The 18,122-nt window shown below is 47.7% G+C and carries 18 protein-coding genes; 15 read left to right on the top strand and 3 right to left on the bottom strand.

Translation table 11 applies throughout. From position 1 onward, the window contains the following. Positions 1-4: 4 nt before the first annotated feature. The 6 genes from wecB (at position 5) to MHI06_RS23680 (ending at position 5,521) form a co-directional block, all read left to right on the top strand. Positions 5-1,096 (top strand): UDP-N-acetylglucosamine 2-epimerase (non-hydrolyzing), encoded by a 1,092-nt coding sequence (gene wecB / locus MHI06_RS23705; protein WP_340399303.1) that lies wholly within the window; start codon positions 5-7, stop codon positions 1,094-1,096. Beyond that, positions 1,089-2,075: a polysaccharide biosynthesis protein gene (locus MHI06_RS23700; RefSeq protein ID WP_062837867.1), complete on the top strand. Its 987-nt coding sequence runs from the start codon at positions 1,089-1,091 to the stop codon at positions 2,073-2,075. Before wecB ends, MHI06_RS23700 begins: the two co-directional genes overlap by 8 nt. Continuing rightward, positions 2,072-2,899: an SDR family oxidoreductase gene (locus MHI06_RS23695; protein ID WP_340399302.1), complete on the top strand. Its 828-nt coding sequence runs from the start codon at positions 2,072-2,074 to the stop codon at positions 2,897-2,899. Before MHI06_RS23700 ends, MHI06_RS23695 begins: the two co-directional genes overlap by 4 nt. Further along, a complete protein-coding gene (locus MHI06_RS23690; RefSeq protein WP_340399301.1) occupies positions 2,881-3,822 on the top strand; it encodes an NAD-dependent epimerase/dehydratase family protein in 942 nt (313 codons plus the stop codon). Before MHI06_RS23695 ends, MHI06_RS23690 begins: the two co-directional genes overlap by 19 nt. Continuing rightward, a complete protein-coding gene (locus MHI06_RS23685) occupies positions 3,819-4,535 on the top strand; it encodes a glycosyltransferase (RefSeq protein WP_340399300.1) in 717 nt (238 codons plus the stop codon). Before MHI06_RS23690 ends, MHI06_RS23685 begins: the two co-directional genes overlap by 4 nt. Positions 4,536-4,804: 269 nt before the next feature. Then, a complete protein-coding gene (locus MHI06_RS23680) occupies positions 4,805-5,521 on the top strand; it encodes a glycosyltransferase (RefSeq protein WP_169480543.1) in 717 nt (238 codons plus the stop codon). Between the two features lie 277 nt (positions 5,522-5,798). On the opposite strand, the gene MHI06_RS23675 is transcribed toward MHI06_RS23680, so the two are convergent. Then, on the bottom strand, positions 5,799-5,969 hold the full coding sequence (locus tag MHI06_RS23675; RefSeq protein WP_167350959.1) for a hypothetical protein: 171 nt from the start codon (positions 5,967-5,969) through the stop codon (positions 5,799-5,801). Beyond that, positions 5,966-7,204 (bottom strand): glycosyltransferase family 4 protein, encoded by a 1,239-nt coding sequence (locus MHI06_RS23670; RefSeq protein WP_340399299.1) that lies wholly within the window; start codon positions 7,202-7,204, stop codon positions 5,966-5,968. The genes MHI06_RS23675 and MHI06_RS23670 overlap by 4 nt, the downstream gene beginning before the upstream one ends. A gap of 184 nt (positions 7,205-7,388) precedes the next feature. Between MHI06_RS23670 and MHI06_RS23665 the strand changes: the two genes are divergently transcribed. Both MHI06_RS23665 and MHI06_RS23660 read left to right on the top strand, forming a co-directional pair. Continuing rightward, positions 7,389-7,748, top strand: a complete 360-nt coding sequence (locus MHI06_RS23665) for a hypothetical protein (protein ID WP_340399298.1) — start codon at positions 7,389-7,391, stop codon at positions 7,746-7,748. A 261-nt stretch (positions 7,749-8,009) separates the two neighbouring features. Next, positions 8,010-9,494, top strand: a complete 1,485-nt coding sequence (locus MHI06_RS23660) for a DHA2 family efflux MFS transporter permease subunit (RefSeq protein ID WP_340399297.1) — start codon at positions 8,010-8,012, stop codon at positions 9,492-9,494. A gap of 278 nt (positions 9,495-9,772) precedes the next feature. Here MHI06_RS23660 and MHI06_RS23655 read toward each other — a convergent pair whose 3' ends face one another. Further along, on the bottom strand, positions 9,773-10,846 hold the full coding sequence (locus MHI06_RS23655; RefSeq protein ID WP_340399296.1) for a glycosyltransferase family 4 protein: 1,074 nt from the start codon (positions 10,844-10,846) through the stop codon (positions 9,773-9,775). 437 nt (positions 10,847-11,283) lie between these two features. Here MHI06_RS23655 and MHI06_RS23650 point away from each other — a divergent pair, with 437 nt between their 5' ends. The 7 genes from MHI06_RS23650 to MHI06_RS23620 all read left to right on the top strand — a co-directional run bounded on the left by MHI06_RS23650 (position 11,284) and on the right by MHI06_RS23620 (position 17,988). Next, positions 11,284-12,411, top strand: coding sequence for an ATP-binding cassette domain-containing protein (locus MHI06_RS23650; RefSeq protein ID WP_340399295.1), 1,128 nt, complete (start codon positions 11,284-11,286; stop codon positions 12,409-12,411). Continuing rightward, complete coding sequence (locus MHI06_RS23645) at positions 12,408-13,124, top strand: ABC transporter permease subunit (protein WP_062837857.1); 717 nt, start codon at positions 12,408-12,410, stop codon at positions 13,122-13,124. Before MHI06_RS23650 ends, MHI06_RS23645 begins: the two co-directional genes overlap by 4 nt. A 4-nt stretch (positions 13,125-13,128) precedes the next feature. Then, positions 13,129-14,523: a GldG family protein gene (locus MHI06_RS23640; protein WP_340399294.1), complete on the top strand. Its 1,395-nt coding sequence runs from the start codon at positions 13,129-13,131 to the stop codon at positions 14,521-14,523. Next, positions 14,520-15,458 carry a DUF4340 domain-containing protein gene (locus MHI06_RS23635; protein WP_340399293.1) on the top strand — a complete coding sequence of 313 codons (939 nt, stop codon included), beginning with the start codon at positions 14,520-14,522 and terminating at the stop codon, positions 15,456-15,458. Before MHI06_RS23640 ends, MHI06_RS23635 begins: the two co-directional genes overlap by 4 nt. Positions 15,459-15,746: 288 nt before the next feature. Continuing rightward, the gene (locus tag MHI06_RS23630) at positions 15,747-16,736 is read left to right on the top strand and encodes a YhcN/YlaJ family sporulation lipoprotein (RefSeq protein WP_340399292.1); all 990 of its coding nucleotides are present in this window, start codon (positions 15,747-15,749) and stop codon (positions 16,734-16,736) included. A gap of 403 nt (positions 16,737-17,139) precedes the next feature. After that, positions 17,140-17,748 carry a type IV toxin-antitoxin system AbiEi family antitoxin domain-containing protein gene (locus tag MHI06_RS23625; protein WP_340399291.1) on the top strand — a complete coding sequence of 203 codons (609 nt, stop codon included), beginning with the start codon at positions 17,140-17,142 and terminating at the stop codon, positions 17,746-17,748. Positions 17,749-17,751: 3 nt separating this feature from the next. Next, positions 17,752-17,988 (top strand): hypothetical protein, encoded by a 237-nt coding sequence (locus MHI06_RS23620; RefSeq protein WP_340399290.1) that lies wholly within the window; start codon positions 17,752-17,754, stop codon positions 17,986-17,988. The last annotated feature ends 134 nt before the right edge of the window (positions 17,989-18,122 follow it).

Raw genomic sequence — 18,122 nt, 5'->3', positions numbered from 1 at the left:
TACGATGAAGATCATGACGGTGCTGGGTACGAGACCTGAGATCATTCGACTCAGCCTGATCATTTCCAAGCTGGACCAGTACGCGTCCAATCATATTCTGGTACACACGGGACAGAACTTCACGGAAAGTCTCAGTGGTCTCTTTTTCAAGGAAATGGGCCTGCGTGCACCGGATTACGTTCTCCAGGATGAAGCGGCCTCTCTGGGACGGCAGCTGTCCTCGATGTTTACGCAGATGGAAGATCTGATCTTGCAGGAGAAACCCGATAAATTACTGCTGCTCGGTGATACCAATAGCGCATTATGTGCTGTGCTGGCTGAGCGCATGGGGGTTCCTGTTATTCATATGGAAGCAGGCAATCGTTGCTTCGATCTGGATGTGCCTGAGGAGAAGAATCGCAGAGTTATTGATGCGATCTCCACCATCAATATGCCTTACACGGAACAGAGCAAGAAACATCTGGTTAGCGAAGGGGTACCGAGCAGAAGGATCGTGCTCACGGGCAATCCCATCTATGAAGTGATGCAGCACTATGACGCACAGGTAAACTCCAGTAAAATCCTCAAAAAGCTGAAGCTGAAGTCCGGGCAATACTTTTTGGTTACCGCTCATCGGGCCGAGAATGTCGATCATGCCCCTCATTTGCTGGAGATTATGACAGGGCTGAACCAGGTTGCAGAGGAACACGGGTTGCGTGTGATCTGCAGCATTCATCCGCGTACAGCGATCCGGATTGCGGAGCATCTGCAACTGGAGATGAACCCGTTGGTGGAGTTTCACGAGCCGTTTGGATTTTTCGACTTTGTGATGTTGGAGCGCCATGCACGCTGTGCACTTACGGATAGCGGTACCGTACAGGAGGAGTGCTGCATTATGGGTGTGCCGACCGTGACTATGCGTCGAACGACAGAACGGCCGGAAACGGTGGATTGCGGCAGCAATGTGGTCTCCGGTCTGGATGCGGCACGCATCGCCGATTGTGTAAAAGTCATGACGCAGATGTCTAATGATTGGGACTGTCCGCAGGGCTACAAAGCAACAGATGTATCCAGTAAAGTGGTTAAATTTCTGCTTGGAGGGAAAATGCATGTTTGAAAATAAGCGTATACTCGTGACTGGCGGTACGGGATCATGGGGTTATGAACTTGTGGCTCAACTGCTGCCCCAGCAGCCGAAAGAAATTATTGTGTATTCCCGGAACGAGTCCAGCCAAGTGGCCATGAGTCGTGATTTTGAAGACCCGCGTCTTCATTTCCGGATTGGAGATATTCGTGACAAGGACGCCTTGACGGCTGCCTGCCAGCATGTGGACTATGTGTTTCATCTGGCTGCGCTCAAGCATGTTCCGGTATGTGAAGACCAGCCGTACGAAGCGCTCAAAACCAATGTGATTGGTACACAGAATGTGATCGAGGCGGCTATTGAGAACAAGGTGGAAAAAGTCATCTATATCTCGACTGACAAGGCTGCCAATCCGTCCAACTTCTACGGTATGACAAAGGCCATCGGCGAGAAATTAATCGTATATGCCAACTTGTTGCACAGTGATACCAAGTTTGTTACGGTGCGGGGCGGGAATGTACTGGGAACAAACGGCAGTGTGGTGCATCTGTTCAAGAATCAGATCCGCCAGAAAGGGCAGGTCTCCATCACGGACATGAGCATGACTCGATTCTTTCTTACCCTCAAGGACGCCATTACCCTGCTGTTCAAAGCATCGGTGGAGAGTATGGGCGGAGAGATCTTTGTCATGACGATGCCGACATGTAAAATCGTGGATCTTGCTGAGGTGTTGATTGAGGATTCCGGCGTGGAGAATGTGGCTATTGTGGAACGTGGTATTCGTCCAGGGGAGAAAATTCATGAAATACTGATGAGTGAATTCGAGAGTATGACCACTGTGGTCTACGATGAGCAGTATCTGGTTATTCTCCCTACTCTCGGTATCCCGGGACTGCGTGAACATTACAACAATTGCCCTCCGGTCTCCTTCAACAGTTTCAGTTCCGAACATCAACTGATGACCAAAGAGGAGATTCGTGAAATTCTGAAACGCGGAGGATTCCTGTCATGAAACTGCTGATACTTGGTGGGAACGGAATGGCCGGCCATATTCTGGTCGACTATTTCCGCCGTCAAGGTGTACACAGCGTCTTCTATACAACTCGGGATGTCACGGACCCGAATGGTCTGCTCTTGGATGTGAACGACAGCTTCATGGTCGACCGAATGGTAGAAGCAGTGCACCCGGATGTGATTATTAATGCTGTAGGTGTATTGAACAGCTTTGCAGATGAGGACAAAATCACCGCATATCATATTAATGGTTTCCTGCCGCATCGTCTGCGGCGGGTTGCGGATGAGATTGGTGCACGTCTGATTCATATCAGTACAGACTGTGTGTTCAGCGGAGACCGGGGAGCATATCGGGAAGATGATGTCACAGACGGGACCTCTGCTTACGCCATCACCAAAGCACTTGGCGAAGTTCAAGACGAAGGTCATCTGACGATCCGCACGTCCATTATAGGGCCTGAAATTCGGCAGGGTGGCATTGGTCTGATGCAATGGTTTATGTCCAACACAGGTGAAGTAGGCGGGTATACCCGCGTATTCTGGAACGGTGTGACCACGCTTGAGCTGGCCAAATGGGTAGACCATTATCTGGCCTCATCCGTTAGTGGTCTCATCCACCTGGCGCATCCGGTACCTGTCAGCAAGCATGACCTGCTTGTGTTGTTCAAGCAGACCTGGGATAAGCAGGATGTGACGATTGTGCGTGATGACAGTATGGTGCAGGACCGTACGCTGGTATCCACTCGCGAGGATGTGAAGACAGACCTGCCGGATTATTCTACAATGCTGAAGGAGCTGGCATTATGGATGGAGCAGAGCTGACAGGCAAGAAAGTATTGATTACAGGCGCCTCCGGATTTACCGGGCGACATGCCGTGTCTTATTTTCGGGAAGCGGGTGCAGTGGTTGCAGCGGTAGTCCGGAGACCGGATGTGTATTCATTCGGTAAAGGAGCCCAAGTCCATGTCTGTGATCTGAATGATAAACAGCAAGTGCGTCACCTGATCGACGAGGTGCAGCCAGACTATGTACTGCATCTCGCCGGCAAGAATTCCGTACCCGATTCGTGGGCAGATCCGCTACTGGTCCTGGAGACCAATGTGATGGCTGTGCTGTATTTGCTGGATGCGCTGCGTAGTTGTCCGGCAGCACGAACTGTTATTGTGGGATCGAGGTTAAAATATACGCCGGAACCCGGCCGGATTCCCCAGCCTCCGCATCCATACAGTCTCAGCAAAGCCTTGGAAGAGATGGTGTCTTTGTCTTGGATGTCGCTCTTTGGACAACAGATTATGCTGGCGGAGCCGGGCAATCTGATTGGTGCCGGTCCATCCACTGGCATCTGTTCACTGCTTGCACGTCATGTTGTTGCCTGTGAGCAGGCGGGCAAAACCGAGGCATTCCGTCTGTCTGGACGGGACAGTACCCGTGACTTTCTGGATGTGAGAGATGCGGTCAGAGCATATGCGACCCTCTTGGTAAAGGGGGCTAGCGGTACGGTATATCCAGTGGTGTCCGGAGTCGAGCGTAGTCTTGGTGAAATTGCAGATCTGCTGTTGTCCATGACAGAAGCAGAAGTGCCTGTTCGCTGGGATGGGGCGTCTTCCGGTCCGGATGGTGCGGGGAAACAGGAGGAATTATCCATGCTGCGCAAGCTTGGCTGGAAGCCGCTAATTCCATTTGCCACATCGTTACAGGATATTCTGAGTGATGTTCGTGCCCAGCAAGGGAGGACGACAAGTTGAGTCCAAGAGTGTCCATTGTCATTCCGTTCTACAACTGCCCTTATGTACCTCAGGCAATTCAGAGTGCGCTAAACCAGACGTATCCTGAAGTGGAGATCATTGTTGTGAACGATGGCTCTACCCGGCATGCGGAGCTGCTTCAGCCTTATCTTCCCTATATTAATGTGCTTGGCAAAAGCAATGGAGGTACCGCTTCGGCACTTAATCATGGCATCCGCCATGCCTCAGGTGAATATGTGGTTTGGCTTAGTTCGGATGATTGTCTGTACCCTGATAAAATCCGGCATCAGCTTGCGTTTATGCAACGCGAGAATGTGCTTGTCTCGCATACAAACTTTCATTATATTAATGAACATTCTGCCGCGACCAAGCTGAACGCAGGACCTGCACCGATGGCCGATCTGGATTGGTTGCGATTGTTCGTTAACGGCAATCCGGTGAATGGCTGTACCGTCATGATTCGCAAGGATCTGTTCAGCGGGGTCGGTCTGTTCGATGAGCTGTTGCCTTATACGCATGATTTGGATCTCTGGCTGCGTATTATTCTGAACGGTCATCGTTTTCCGTATCTGAACGAGCCACATACCGCATATCGCTGGCATGGTGGGATGGGGTCGGTACGTCATGCGGATGTCATCGGTAGAGAGGCATCCATGGTATGGTCCAGATATAGCGAACCGTTGTTGCAGCGTATAGCAGCGCTTGGCGGGTAGCGTAGGAGGGCAGTTATGAGGCCGGAAGGTGGCTGATTAACGCCCTCTTTGCGTAGCAATTTTGCCGGAAATGGTGAGGGTGGGGAAGTCGATTCACGGTTCCTATATCACACGCCTGAGCATTCAAGGTAGCAAGCTGAGTTGTTGTGCATCCTTATGGAAATGTGCTTCCGCAGCACCGCAGATGTCCGATACCGATCGAATGGATCTTCATATAATAGAGGAAAGCAATCGCTACGCAGAGACAAGCGGAGGAAGGGGAGGCCCGAATGGAGCCGAAAGTATCGATCGTTATTCCTTTTTACAATTGTGCCTATATCGAGCAGGCTGTTCACAGCGCCATTCACCAGACGTATCCGCATATTGAAGTGATCGTGGTGGATGATGGGTCAACCGAGCACGTGGAGAAGCTACAACCATTCATGGATTCTATCCGCTATATTCGCAAAGAAAACGGTGGAACCGCGACAGCATTGAATGAGGGCATCAAACAGGCGACAGGGGATTACTTTGTCTGGCTCAGTTCAGATGATGTGATGCTGCTGGATCGGGTGGAGAAGCAACTGAAGTTTATGCGTGAGGTCAAGGCTTCCTTCTGTCATGGTGCCTACCATTATGTGAATGAGAAGAGTGAATGGTTGGATACGGTGCAGCCGGAAGTGGGCAGTCGTCTGGAGATGTTACAGGTACTGCTCGAAGGTTGTCCAATCAATGGTTGTACCGTCATGGTGGAGATGGAGGCGTTTGAGCGGTTTGGCTTGTTCGATACTGATTTTCGCTACACGCATGACTATGAGATGTGGATGAGACTGTTTCCGATGTATGAGCTGTTTTATTACAATGAACCTCTGATGTGCTACCGATTGCATGAATCCATGGGAACCAAACGTCATTTCAAGGCACTGGTTGCCGAGATGGAACGGGTTCAGGCGAAGCATCGGCCTACGCTACTCAATCTGCTACATGTTGGTGGGTACTGGAAGTAGATAGATTTGGCGAAGAGGGCTAAATGGAGATTGAATAGCGTTGAATGTCAAGAGAGTGCCGTCTATAGCATTAATTTGCTATAAACGGGATGCTCTCTTTTTTGATTCATGGACGCATACGAGAGGGCAGGCGAAACGTTCAACGATCTGAATATGTATTCCAGGTTGGCAGCGGATTAAAGCGAACAAGGGGTGTCCCTATGTCATTCATATGACAAATGGACACCCTTGTTTCTTATTCAGGCATTTTATATGAACATGGCGTGTAATTGAAACCTCAATCCTTTGAATTCATGATCGCCATGGATGCAGGATCGGGAAATACATATCCTTTAGGCAGCTTCTTCATCAATTCATTCATTGCAGCGTAATCCACGTCGATGTGAGGTGTGGAAACCGGAGTCGAGAACCAGCGATTGTACAAATCACTGGGCACAAGAAGTGTCATATCGTGCGTCCTCCTCTGTAAATGGCTTCTTGATAGACATGTAATGTACGAAGTCCCATCTCTTCCAGTGAGCGGTTTTGTTCAGCCCAGGCTTTGGCCGCAGCACCCACTTTTTTACGGGTAACGTCATCCTCCAGAAGTGCATGCAGAAGTTCGCGGAGCGAATCGACATCCTGCGGAGGAACGACCCATCCCGTGCGTCCAGGGTCAACCATCTCAGGCATGCCGGCCGTACCACTGACAATAACGGGTACACCCGCCAGTTGTGCTTCGGTAACGGAGAACGGCTGGGTGTCCTGCAGGCTGGGCTGGACATAGATGTCGGCATGGCGCAGGAAGGAAGGAATGTTGTCCAGCTTGCCCCAGAACACAACATCGGCTCCAATGCCCGCCGCCGTGACCTGTGCCCGCAATTCATCGGTCAGGTTGCCTTCTCCTGCGATCCAGCAGACCCAATCGGAACGTTTACTTTTCAGACTGGCTAAAGCCTTGATCAACACATGAACGCCCTTGATGTATTCAAGCCTTCCGGTAAAGGCAATGACTTTTTTGCCTGCAGGTGGCCGCTGACGGAACTTCGTAGCTGCTAATGAACGGTAGGCTGACAGGTCCACGGCGTAGGGGATTATCCGAAACTTTGATTCGGGAACCGCAAGCTCTGTAAGCGTGCTCTTGATCCAGTGACTGGACACCAGGATCAGCTCAGACTGTGCCGCACTTCGTTCTTCCAATGATAGAAAATAACGTCCGCGTTTCGATTGCAAATATGATGATAGGGTAAGTTGAGGATTGGAATTTTGAGCATCGTAGAAGGCTTCGCGTGCAAGAGCTCCGTGATAGCTGGTAACGAGTGGGACATTGCGGTTCAAGATGCGTTTTATGGCTACGGCGGCTACCGGATCTTGCGCATGGATGACGTCATAATGGTCCACTCCCAGATAAGCGGCAGCCATCTCAAAGGCATATCTGTTCAATTCATAATAAGCGAGAAGAGGATCAGCTGTGAATTGTGGCAGATCGGTCGGATTGAGCTTGGATTGCAGCATGGGCCACACTTTATCCTTGGAAAATGCCCGGTTCAGATTACGAATATACACTTCGTTATTGGCACCATTCGTGCCCATGATATCAACCTCTACACCAAGGGCAATCAGCCTGTCGGCCAGCTGTTTAACATATGTCCATATGCCTCCCATATGTGTAAGCTCCCAATACGTAACGAGCAGAACTCTCATGGCTACCTCCTTGTCACGGCCTGCACCGGCCGAGCTTCTATCCTTTTATTCTATGAAAAAAGAGGACCGGAAGGTCGGGCATTTTCGTGTAAATGTTCCAAAATGGGTGAATGTAAATGGCAATGGACGAGAGGCAGCATATCCTATATACAGGAAGGTTCATGCTCCGAAGGAGGGATCTACAGTGGCGGCATACTTACTGGAAATTCATGAGAATATGCTACAAACTTTTATTCCCGTGAAATATATAGACGTGGAAATAGCCTATGTTGGCGGCGAGGAAGGAACAGATGTATTTATTGGTGGGGCTAGTATCCATGGGGAGCTATACCGACATCTTTTTCATATCGGATCGGGTTCGGGGGGAGCAGGTGGTAATCAGGTCATTCATAATCTGGATGTGTCATCCGAGCCTTATGAGCTGAGGATCATCAGCAACAGTTCTTCACCGAATCATCTGGTTATTCGGATGTACTGCAGGAGTATTCACGGTCAGACATTGGGCATACTGTCAGAATATCAGATGATGAAGCTTGCAGATTGATATGAACATAATTGGATAGGCATGATCAGCCAAACTGTGGAGCAGGGAAATACCTGTTCCATTTTTTTGTGGTGCATCCATAGTAGAAAGTTTGAAAAAATAGCTTGACAGCAAAGGTATTTTCATTAGAATTAGATCAGTGTTAAACGAAAGTTTAAAACGACGGTTTAAAACGATAGTTTGAAAATGGTCGTAAATATAGGCTGAGCAAGACGCAGAGATAAACCTGTGATCGGACAGCTGGAAAAGAGTGTGGAGAACGTGAAAGAACAAACAGCAGTATCCCAGGAGCCCGCAGAGTTTTCAATCAAAACGATTATACTGCCACTCCTGGCTATTATCGTCGGAATGATTATGGTCATTTTGGACAGCACGGTGGTGAACGTGGCCATTCCGAATTTGGTTCAATATTTTGAGACAGATCTGAAGACCATTCAATGGACGGTTACGGGTTATACCTTGGCGTTGTCTGCGGTTATTCCTCTGGCAGGCTGGTTAACTGACCGTTTTGGTGCCAAAAGAGTATTTCTGTTCACGATTGCCATGTTTACTTTGGGTTCTGTATTATGCTCTATTGCACAATCGCCTGAGCAATTAATCATTTACCGTATCATTCAGGGTCTCGGTGGAGGCATGGTTGCTCCAATTGGTATGGCGATGGTCTTTCGTCTGGCTCCTCCTGAGCGAAGAGGATCCATCATGGGTATGCTCGGAATTCCCATGCTGCTTGCCCCTGCATTGGGTCCGGTGTTGTCCGGGTGGTTTATTGAATCACTGAGCTGGCACTGGATCTTCCTGATTAACTTGCCAATCGGTATTGCAGCGTTCATCCTATGTATCAAGTTCTTGCCTGATACGGATCGTGGACGCACGCCTGCCCTGGATCTGCTCGGCATGATTCTGGCGCCAATTGCGTTCTCTATGCTTGCTTACGGTGTTAGTGAGGGTGGAACGAGCTGGACTTCTGCAACAACACTCACTGGTGTCATTGTGGGTGGTGTAGCGCTCATTTTGTTCATTATTGTAGAACTTCGTCATCAAAATCCATTGCTCGAACTTCGTGTATTCAAATCATCAGATTTCTCACGGGGGATTGTTCTCGCATGGGTGTCACAAGTGGCGCTGTTTGGTGCGATGATCCTGATCCCGCTTTATTTGCAGCAAATTAAAGGGTACACTGCACTGGAAACAGGATTGATTCTGCTTCCACAAGCTTTGGCTTCTGGAGTGGGTATGCCGCTCGGCGGTCGATTGTTTGATAAAATTGGTGCGAGACCTCTGGCCTTCGTGGGTCTGGGAATTATCTCGGGAGCATTGTTTATTCTGTCCTCCATCACGGCAGAGACAGGTCTTGGTCTGATTATAACGGCTTTGATCATGATGGGTCTGGGTATGGGCTTGTCTATGATGCCGCTCAATACGCATGTATTGAATGCCGCACCGCGTAAGTTGGTTGGCCGGGTTACACCGCTCACGGCTGCTGCACAGCAAGTGGTCGTGTCCTTCGCGGTTGCTGGACTTACAGGTTTCCTTACTTCAAGAATTGCAGACAATACAACGAGTTCAGAGCCGGCCGCTATAGTTCATGGTTTGGTGAGTGGTTTCAATGATACGTTCTTCCTGGCCGCTTGTATTGCATTGTTCGGATGTTTGCTCAGTCTGATCTTGCGCAAACCAAAACCAATGCCGAAAGAAGACCTTCAAAATGGCGACAAGCCTGATCCCGCGATGATGATGGGACACTAAAATTTCAACCCTTTTAGGGGTTGTTCAAAAAGTCCGCTTTTGATTACGAATCATGCCTAGCGGCATCATCAGCATCGAAGTTGAAATTCAGCCGAAATAAGCGAATGCTTACGAAGGTTGTTTCCTTCGGAAACAATGTAGTTGCTCACGTAGTTTCCCTACGCTCCGCTACTCCATTTCTAGCTTCATTCCATCTTCACGGTACTGAAAACCAAACTTTTTGAACACGTACTATTAAGGCAGTTCAGAGAATTTCTCTGAGCTGCCTTTTTGCGATTTTACTGGAAAACACGCAAGGCGGTCATCATTTCACGGAAAGAAAGGGCATACCGATCTGGTGAGAAAGACAAGCTCATATGCTGTCTGCCCTGAATGCGGATATATTCTCGCAGTTTCTTGTTGTTCATGAGGTCCTTTGCTTCGGAGACAGCTGCCTTAATATCGCCAATCGGATAGAACTTTCCAGTCTTATTATGTGTGATAAATGAACGTACACCGTCCGAGTCCGTACTAAGTACCGGGCAGCCACAAGAGATAGCTTCAGCGACGGCATAGCCGAATCCTTCCAGCAGGGAAGTGGATAACATGATGCCCCCTGAAGCGGCGATCATAGAATAGAACGCAGGCATCTGAGAATGGGGAACATTGATGAAAATACCAATCCTATCTTCGAGCCCGTATTCTGCCAACATGTGCCGGAACATAACTTCATCTTCAGGGTTAGCCAAGGTGGGATCGTGAAACAACCATAGTCTGGCTTTCGGATTTTTTTTGATGATTTCACTGGATATGGTTAAATATTCACGCCAGTTTTTGTTGTGTTCAAGTCGTCCTACCCATGCCAGCACAGGATAGGGTGGGGTATCCACCAAGATGGGGGCAAAGGTGTCCGTATCCAGCATATTGGGAATCACAAACCGGTGCAGCCAAGGGCAGATATGAATGAACATATCCAGCAGATGATCTGTGGGAGGCAAAACGGCAGCATCGCAATGGGCTTGAAGGTAAGGGACAGCCATCTGTATGGTTTCCAGAGCCTGATCGCGTGTGCCGAGTCCCTGCGCTTCAAAAATAATTCGTCCGGTATAACCAAGTCCTCTCAAGCGACCGGGCATAGCAATGTCTGAGGTGGCAATAATGGCATCATAATGGTGGGTATGAATTAAATGATGGATATCCTCGTCACCCGACGCAGTGAAAATGGGCGTATCACTGTTGTTCTGCAATCCCGAACCTGTGTTGAGATACAACAGGTGCGCTTCAATGCCATGACGTTTCAGAACGGCGGTGCGCAGTCGATTTAACGTATCCACGCCACCGCTTGGAACATAAAACGTGAATAATACTTTCACACGATTCACCCTCTGACTTTTGGTCAGGAGCACATTCTCCTGTACTCTATGGTACGTTGGCTTTAAGCTCAGGGTGTGGGTGTTGCTATGAATGTTCACATTTTAGACAATTATTTTTAAGCTTTCTTTTAAGTGACATTAAGCTGAGGCTAGGATAGCTCACGTAAGATACAAGGAACTTCCCGTGCCCATCATCTATTACATAAGTTCAACGTAACATTTACACGATAACGGAGAGGGCAGAAATAACTTGAAGAAGCGAAGCGTTCACCTTTATCAGCGGATTTTTCCTTCTGAAATGAAGGAATCAAAAAAATCTGGGGATAACAGTGATCGGAAGGTTATTCTGCCATCGGAGTGCAAGTGTTAATATTTTTAGTTGAATTTATATAACGAACGATGGTGCACGGGTATTTTAACGGGAAAGGATGAATGATGTGCTCGAAGTGAAACAGGTCAGCAAAGTGTACGAAGGGCAGCGCGGCGTGCATCAACTGGACTTCACCATGGAACGTGGTGAGATTGTCGGGTTTCTCGGGCCCAATGGTGCCGGAAAAACAACAACGATGCGTATGATTACGGGCTATCTGCATCCAACCGCGGGTTCGATTATGGTGGACGGGGTATCGGTGCATGAGCAGGGTCAGCGTGTTCGTTCCAAGATTGGGTATCTGCCTGAAACGCCGCCGCTCTATCCGGATATGACGGTGCAGTCCTATCTCAGATTTGTAGCGAATCTGCGAGATGTACCGGCACGTGAGGTCAAGCTGCGGGTCAGTGAGATGGTTAGCAGACTGGGACTTCAGGGTCGCGAAAAACAACTGGTACGCGGTTTATCCAAAGGCTACAAGCAACGTCTTGGACTGGCAGGAGCCATTATTCACAAGCCGGATCTGCTGGTTCTGGATGAGCCAACATCGGGGCTTGATCCGAATCAGATTATCGAGATCCGTGATCTAATCCGAGAATTGGGCGAGAACCATACGGTACTGCTCAGTACGCATATTTTGCCTGAAGTGAGCACGCTCTGTAATCGAATGTTGATCATTAATCAGGGGCAGCTCGTGCTGGATGGTTCACCACAGCATTTCGGCTCAGCAATGGGAGATCAGTTCAAGGTGTCGATTGAAGTGAAGGCCACGGCGGAGCAACTACATAATGTGCTGACACCATGGGAGAAGGTGCGGAGTGAAGTCATTCAGACGTCGGATGCGAATACTGCCAAAGACACTTCACCGACTTCAGCTTCAGTGGATACGGTTAAAATGCTGCTCACTGGAGAAAGCGCGGAAGATTTTCGGGAAGAGTTATTCTACCTTTTGTCTGGTGCTGGATTACCGATACTGGAGATGAAGAAGGAGAATCTGAGTCTGGAGCAAATCTTCCTGAAGCTGACGACAACGGAGGCAACCGACACAGACGCGAATTTGGCAGATGTGGATAAGGTTGCAGAGACGGATCAGGACGTAACTTCGGACATCGACTCGTCGAGCATATCAGAAACATCGGCGAGTACATCAGCCGATACTTCGCCCCATTCTCGCAAAGGGGAGGACTCCAAATGAGACGAATGATGGCGGTATGCAATAAAGAGCTGCAAGCTTATTTTTTGTCACCAACGTCCTATTTTGCTTTTGCTGTATATGTACTGATGACCAGTCTGTTGTTCTATTCAAGCTTTGTATATTACCAGCCGAGCATTGTCGATTATCGTCTCGTGTTGGGGGACACGTTGTCCATGCTGCTGTTTGTCGTACCATTGCTGACGATGCGTTTGATCGCTGAAGAATTCAGACAGGGAACGGATGAATTGCTGCTGACTTCTCCAGCACGTGTGTCGGAAATTATTTTCGGCAAATATCTCGCTTCTCTCGCCATTCTGGTCGTACTCATCCTGTGCAGTCTGGTGTATCCATTCATCATGTCGTTCTATGGGACACTGGATATGACGACGGTATGGATGTCTGCGCTGGGGTTATTCTTCCTGGGTGGAAGCATGATGGCAATTGGACTGTTCGCTTCAACGTTATCCCAGCATCAGATGGTGTCTGCGGTGGCGGGTTTTATTATTTTGCTCGTTTTGTGGATGCTTGATTCATTCGCAGGCAATACAGGGTCTGCTTTGCAACAGTGGCTGGACCCGTTTGCTCTGACTAACCGGTTCGACAGCTTCATGAAAGGCGTGCTTAGTGGGCCGGATATATTGTACTATGTCACACTTTCAGGTGTGTTTCTGCTATTAAGCATTCAAATTGTGGAACGGAAGCGGTGGAGGTGAAAAGATGAAAAAATGGTTAAGTCATACCAACAGTACCGTGCTGTCCGTAGCGGTGATTGGCATCTTTATTTTGCTAACACTGTTCCTGAATTCACTTGGCGGTTTCCAGCTGGATCTGACCTCCAACAAACAATACACATTATCTGACCAGTCCCTTACTGCGATCAAAAACGTGAAGGACGACGTCAACATTCTGGTGTTAACCGTCGAAAATGCCAACAACACGGTCCTGAACCGTGAGGTCACGGATATGGTGGAGGAGTATACCAAACGCAACAGCAAGCTAAAGATAAAACAGTACAATCTGACGCAGGAACCTGCGCTTGCATCCAAATATGGCATAACAGGCAGCTCCATTGTGCTGGAGCAGGGAGATCAACACAAAGTGATTGATATTGCGAGTCTGTTCACTGCGACAGGTGACGGAAGTGACGGATCATATCAGTTCACAGGTGAGGAAAAACTAACGCAGGCGCTCATGAATATGTCATCCACGGAGATGCATAAAATGGTCTTTTTGACTGGACATGAAGAGCTGAGTCTCGATCAGATGACTACGCTACAATCCTCTTTGGAACAAAATAATGTGCAGACGGAAGAGTTGCAGCTGAATCAAGCTGGTAAGGTTCCCGAAGATGCAGACGTGCTCGCCATTATTGGTCCACAACGTGATCTCAGTGATACGGAAATGAAAGCTATTCGCACCTATCTGAGTAATGGAGGCAAGCTGTTATTATCCCTCGGATTTGTGGAAGATATGAAATCCAGTTGGAAAAACATCGATGCCCTGATGGCTGACTATGGCGTCGTTGATGAGCATGCGGTCATGGTGGATAACCAGCAAGCCAGTACGATGGGGCCGCTCTGGGTGGTGCCGGAGTATGGTACACATGCTATTACGGACAAACTTGCTGCGAGCCAATTGTATCCGATGTTGTCGCTGTCGATTGCGTTGACCAGCAAAGAACAGGATAAATATACCCTTTCACCGTTAATTCATTCTTCGAATGACAGTTATGGGGAGACAAATATCGGCGGTTTATTGCAGAATGAAACGACCAATGATGCCGATGAGGACATTCAGGGTCCAGTTGAACTGGGGTATGCAGCCGATACGACGGATGGTAAACCGAAGGCGGTTATTCTGGGCTCGTCGATTTTCATGCAGGATTCGGAAATTGCGAATGGTGGCAATCGGGACTTTATTTTGAATACAGTGAATTATTTGAGTGAAAAAGAAGATGGACTGACGATTCGTCCACGGGTTCAAGCCGGATATGAGATGGCATATCTGAACGGAGAACAGGCCAGAACGATTTTCTTCGTAGCGATTGTCGCGTTCCCGCTCATCTTTGTTATACTCGGTGTACTCTTATGGTGGAGGCGCAGACGGGTATGAGAAAATGGGTCCCAACGATCCTGGTGGTCATCGTACTGATTGTGGGCTGGGTGTATGCGGCCAGTCAAAATTATTTTCGGGAAGAAGAAGCAGTGCAAGCCAAATTGCTCGGTATTCAATCTGGGGATATCCAATCCATCACGATGCATGACACTACGGAAGAATTATCTGGTGCAACAGGATCTTCGACTTTGGCGCTTGAGAATGGCGTCTGGCAGATGGTTGAGCCAAAAGCCTATCCTCTGAACGGTTACAGTGTAAGCAGCTGGTTGGATGCTCTGAGTGGTGCAAATCAGGAACTGGTGGTAGAAGAAGCGCCAACGGATCTGGATAAGTACGGATTAGGAACAGATGCTACACGTATGGATATCAAACTCAAAGATAATCGGGAGATCAAACTGGCTATTGGTGGACAGCTTCCAGCAGATGATGCACGTTATGTACGTGTTGATTCGGGCCCCGTAGTTGCCGTGCAGACAGAGGCGATTACCAGTATAGCCTTGACTCGTCGTGATTTGTTGGACACGACACCTTTCAACATGGATGAGACGAATGTGGGATCTCTGGAGTGGGAAGGTGAAGCAGCCACCTGGATGTTAAAATCAACATCGGAGAACGGTGCGGCAGAGCAGGCATGGACATTGAATGGAAAAACAATTGAAGCCACAGACGCTGTATCTCTTATTGGCAAAATCAAAAACTTGTCTACGCCAGATGATGTGCGTAAAGCGTCCGAGCTGAAGGAGACGGTTCCACGATTCACCCTGTCTGTTGAACAGACGGTCAATGGGCAACAAGTTCGAGATGTGTATCGGGGGCTTACTATGCCATCCGAACCGGATCAGATCTGGGTCATTACGCCGGATGGTCAATGGGCATATGCCATGGATGCGACGAGTCTGACGGAAGCCGAGAAATTCCCGGATTCGATTTAAGCATCAGACGGAAAATGAACGAGGCGTAAGGTAAGTGAAGTGAATATAACTAACTTGAATTGAATTCAAGTTACATGGAGACAGTGCTGCGAACAAGCAGCACTGTTTTTTTATTTTATAGGTAAAACCCTCATTATCAGGATCAAAACTGAAGATCTATTAGCAAAGACCACAACTAAAAGATCAAAAACTACAGGGTAAGGTACCATATCCTTTCAGCATATCGGCACGTACAGAAGCGCATCCTATCTTTGTGACCAAAACCAACAAACATTGGAGGATGAGTACATGCCAGCAGTCAAAAAGGCAACAGCTATTACGTTATCATTATCTACTGCACTCTTTGTAATGGCCGGTTTGACAGGTTGTGGTACGAATCGGGATACCAACAATATGCATACGCAAAGTGTTCGTCAACAAGCGAACGGCATCAACCGTTATGGCGTGGAAACGAATGGCATGGACGGCATTCGTGCGAAAAGTTATCGCATGCATAATGTCAGTGACCTGAAATCCAGTGAAGAGCTGGCAAAACGTATCACGGAGATGAAGGAAGTTCAATCCGCGCGTGTCATGTTGACGGATCGTAATGCTTATGTGGCTGTTCGTTTGGCAGATGGTCATTCAGGTAAGCTGGATAGTAAGTCTAATGGCCGTAAGAGCATGCTGGGTGGGACGATGCGCAATCATGCCAGTGATACCATGCGTGGTGGAAATATGAATCACGATATGGGTGGTATGCGTGTGAATGGCGGTACGGGCACGATGTCTCCGTACAGTACCAGCGGAATTGCTCCAGGACTCAACACGAATTCTGCAACGGATCGCAGCCATATGGGCAATGATCGTGGCATTTATGGCACGATGGGCACAGGCGCGGTTGGCATGATGCGTGGTCTGACGAACAGCGGCAAAGCACGTGGGACGGACGATGGACATTATGGTATGAAAAGTGAAGGACAACGTGTAGATAGCTCGGACGATAACACATCAGCTGAAATTAAGGGTAAGATTTCAGCCAAAATCAAGCAGTTTGCACCGAATATCGAGAATGTATATGTATCAGCCAATCCGGATTTTGTGGAACATGTCGAGAACTATGCCACAGATATTCGTAATGGTAAACCGGTCAGCGGCATGATCGATACGTTCCAATCAATGGTAGAGCGCATTTTCCCGACGAACGGCACAGATACCAATCACCGTGATGGTATCCTTGACGATGGCCTGATGAATCGTAATCACAACGGTGGTGTCATGAACCGAATGAATCGGTAGTTTTTTAAGACATGAACAAGTGTGCCTTTGCGCGGATGGCAACATCCGCTGCAGGGGCATGTTTGTTTTACATAATCTCAAATATATAATGTATCTACATGAGGTACCACTTCCAACTACAAGAACAGGATTCACTTTGAATGTTTCTTCAATAAATTCAGAATATTTGTCTTCCATATAGACTAAATAGACTAACGAAATGAAGTACCATCTAATATTCTTGCGCTCCTAAAAGGATTATGTTCTGCTCTTACGTCTAAGTGCAGAACTTTTAGTGAATAATAAAGGGGATTGAAATTAGGGTGTGGAATAGTTATGGATTAGAATGAATTTGGAAAGAAAATTCTGAACAGATCCAGATAAGGCAAGAAATGCACGCGCAAATGTGAATGGTGGTGAGTGTATGAACGAGAAAATTGTAGTTGCTGCAATGCGAGTATTTGAAGAACAGCATGGTTTTGCTCGAACAAAAGATTTTATAGAAGCGAATGTATCCCCTTACTACATAAAAAAACTGGAGTCCGCTGGTGAAATTGAACGGGTAAAACAGGGGATTTACCGACAGTCTGGTCAATTTAATGAACCGCCCCATGAAATGGTTGAGGTATCCAAACTTGTTCCCAAAGGGGTTATATGTCTTCTCTCTGCGCTCTCCTTCTATGAACTGACAACTTACAATCCATGGGAATATCAGATTGCTATTCATCGTGGCGGTAAAAAGCCAAAGCTTCCAGACTATCCTCCTATTAAAGTAATCTATTTGGCAGATGCTCAATACAAAATTGGAATTGATGAAGTCTATATTGATGGCTCGGCAGTTAAAATTTATGATCGTGAGAAAACAATTTGTGATATGGTGAGGTATCGTGAGAAGATTGGAATTGATTTGATGAAGGAAGGGCTGAGGAATTACCTTCAATCCTCCCACAAGAATATAACAAGGCTTGTCTCCTATGCTGATAAGCTACGAATTCGAACGGTTTTGCAAAAGTATCTAGAGGTGCTGATCTGATGAGTGAAATTAAAAATATTCCCGCCTCTGTTTCATGAAGAATTTGCTGAAAATGAAGGTCGGACAAAACAGTGGCAGGCTTTTCTGCGTCGTTTAGGGGTTGAAGAACAACTTGCATTTCAGGATGTGATGGATGCTCTTGTTTCTTTTCTTGAACCTGTTTATCATTCAATAATTGATGAGAAAGAGTTTTTTAAGCGTTGGAGTTATACCGAAAGGGCTTGGAAGAACAATAACTGATTAATACATAAGTTTTTGAACTATGCACCAACTATTTTAGAGGGATGTATGCAAATTACTGCCCATTTTTCTTATAAAACTGAACCAACGCCCTTGACCTGACATAAGATGAGTTGACTGTATCCCCTTAACCT

The sequence above is a fragment of the Paenibacillus sp. FSL H8-0079 genome, from assembly GCF_037991315.1.
Lineage (GTDB): Bacteria > Bacillota > Bacilli > Paenibacillales > Paenibacillaceae > Paenibacillus.
The sequence above is the reverse complement of the archived record's forward strand: the minus strand, read 5'-3'. Positions and strand labels throughout refer to the sequence as shown.

Coding starts and splice junctions, on each gene's coding strand:
- wecB (WP_340399303.1), top strand. CDS start 5: ATGAAGATCATGACGGTGCTGGGTACGAGACCTGAGATCATTCGACTC.
- MHI06_RS23700 (WP_062837867.1), top strand. CDS start 1,089: ATGTTTGAAAATAAGCGTATACTCGTGACTGGCGGTACGGGATCATGG.
- MHI06_RS23695 (WP_340399302.1), top strand. CDS start 2,072: ATGAAACTGCTGATACTTGGTGGGAACGGAATGGCCGGCCATATTCTG.
- MHI06_RS23690 (WP_340399301.1), top strand. CDS start 2,881: ATGGATGGAGCAGAGCTGACAGGCAAGAAAGTATTGATTACAGGCGCC.
- MHI06_RS23680 (WP_169480543.1), top strand. CDS start 4,805: ATGGAGCCGAAAGTATCGATCGTTATTCCTTTTTACAATTGTGCCTAT.
- MHI06_RS23675 (WP_167350959.1), bottom strand. CDS start 5,969: ATGACACTTCTTGTGCCCAGTGATTTGTACAATCGCTGGTTCTCGACT.
- MHI06_RS23670 (WP_340399299.1), bottom strand. CDS start 7,204: ATGAGAGTTCTGCTCGTTACGTATTGGGAGCTTACACATATGGGAGGC.
- MHI06_RS23645 (WP_062837857.1), top strand. CDS start 12,408: ATGAGACGAATGATGGCGGTATGCAATAAAGAGCTGCAAGCTTATTTT.
- MHI06_RS23640 (WP_340399294.1), top strand. CDS start 13,129: ATGAAAAAATGGTTAAGTCATACCAACAGTACCGTGCTGTCCGTAGCG.
- MHI06_RS23635 (WP_340399293.1), top strand. CDS start 14,520: ATGAGAAAATGGGTCCCAACGATCCTGGTGGTCATCGTACTGATTGTG.
- MHI06_RS23630 (WP_340399292.1), top strand. CDS start 15,747: ATGCCAGCAGTCAAAAAGGCAACAGCTATTACGTTATCATTATCTACT.
- MHI06_RS23625 (WP_340399291.1), top strand. CDS start 17,140: ATGAACGAGAAAATTGTAGTTGCTGCAATGCGAGTATTTGAAGAACAG.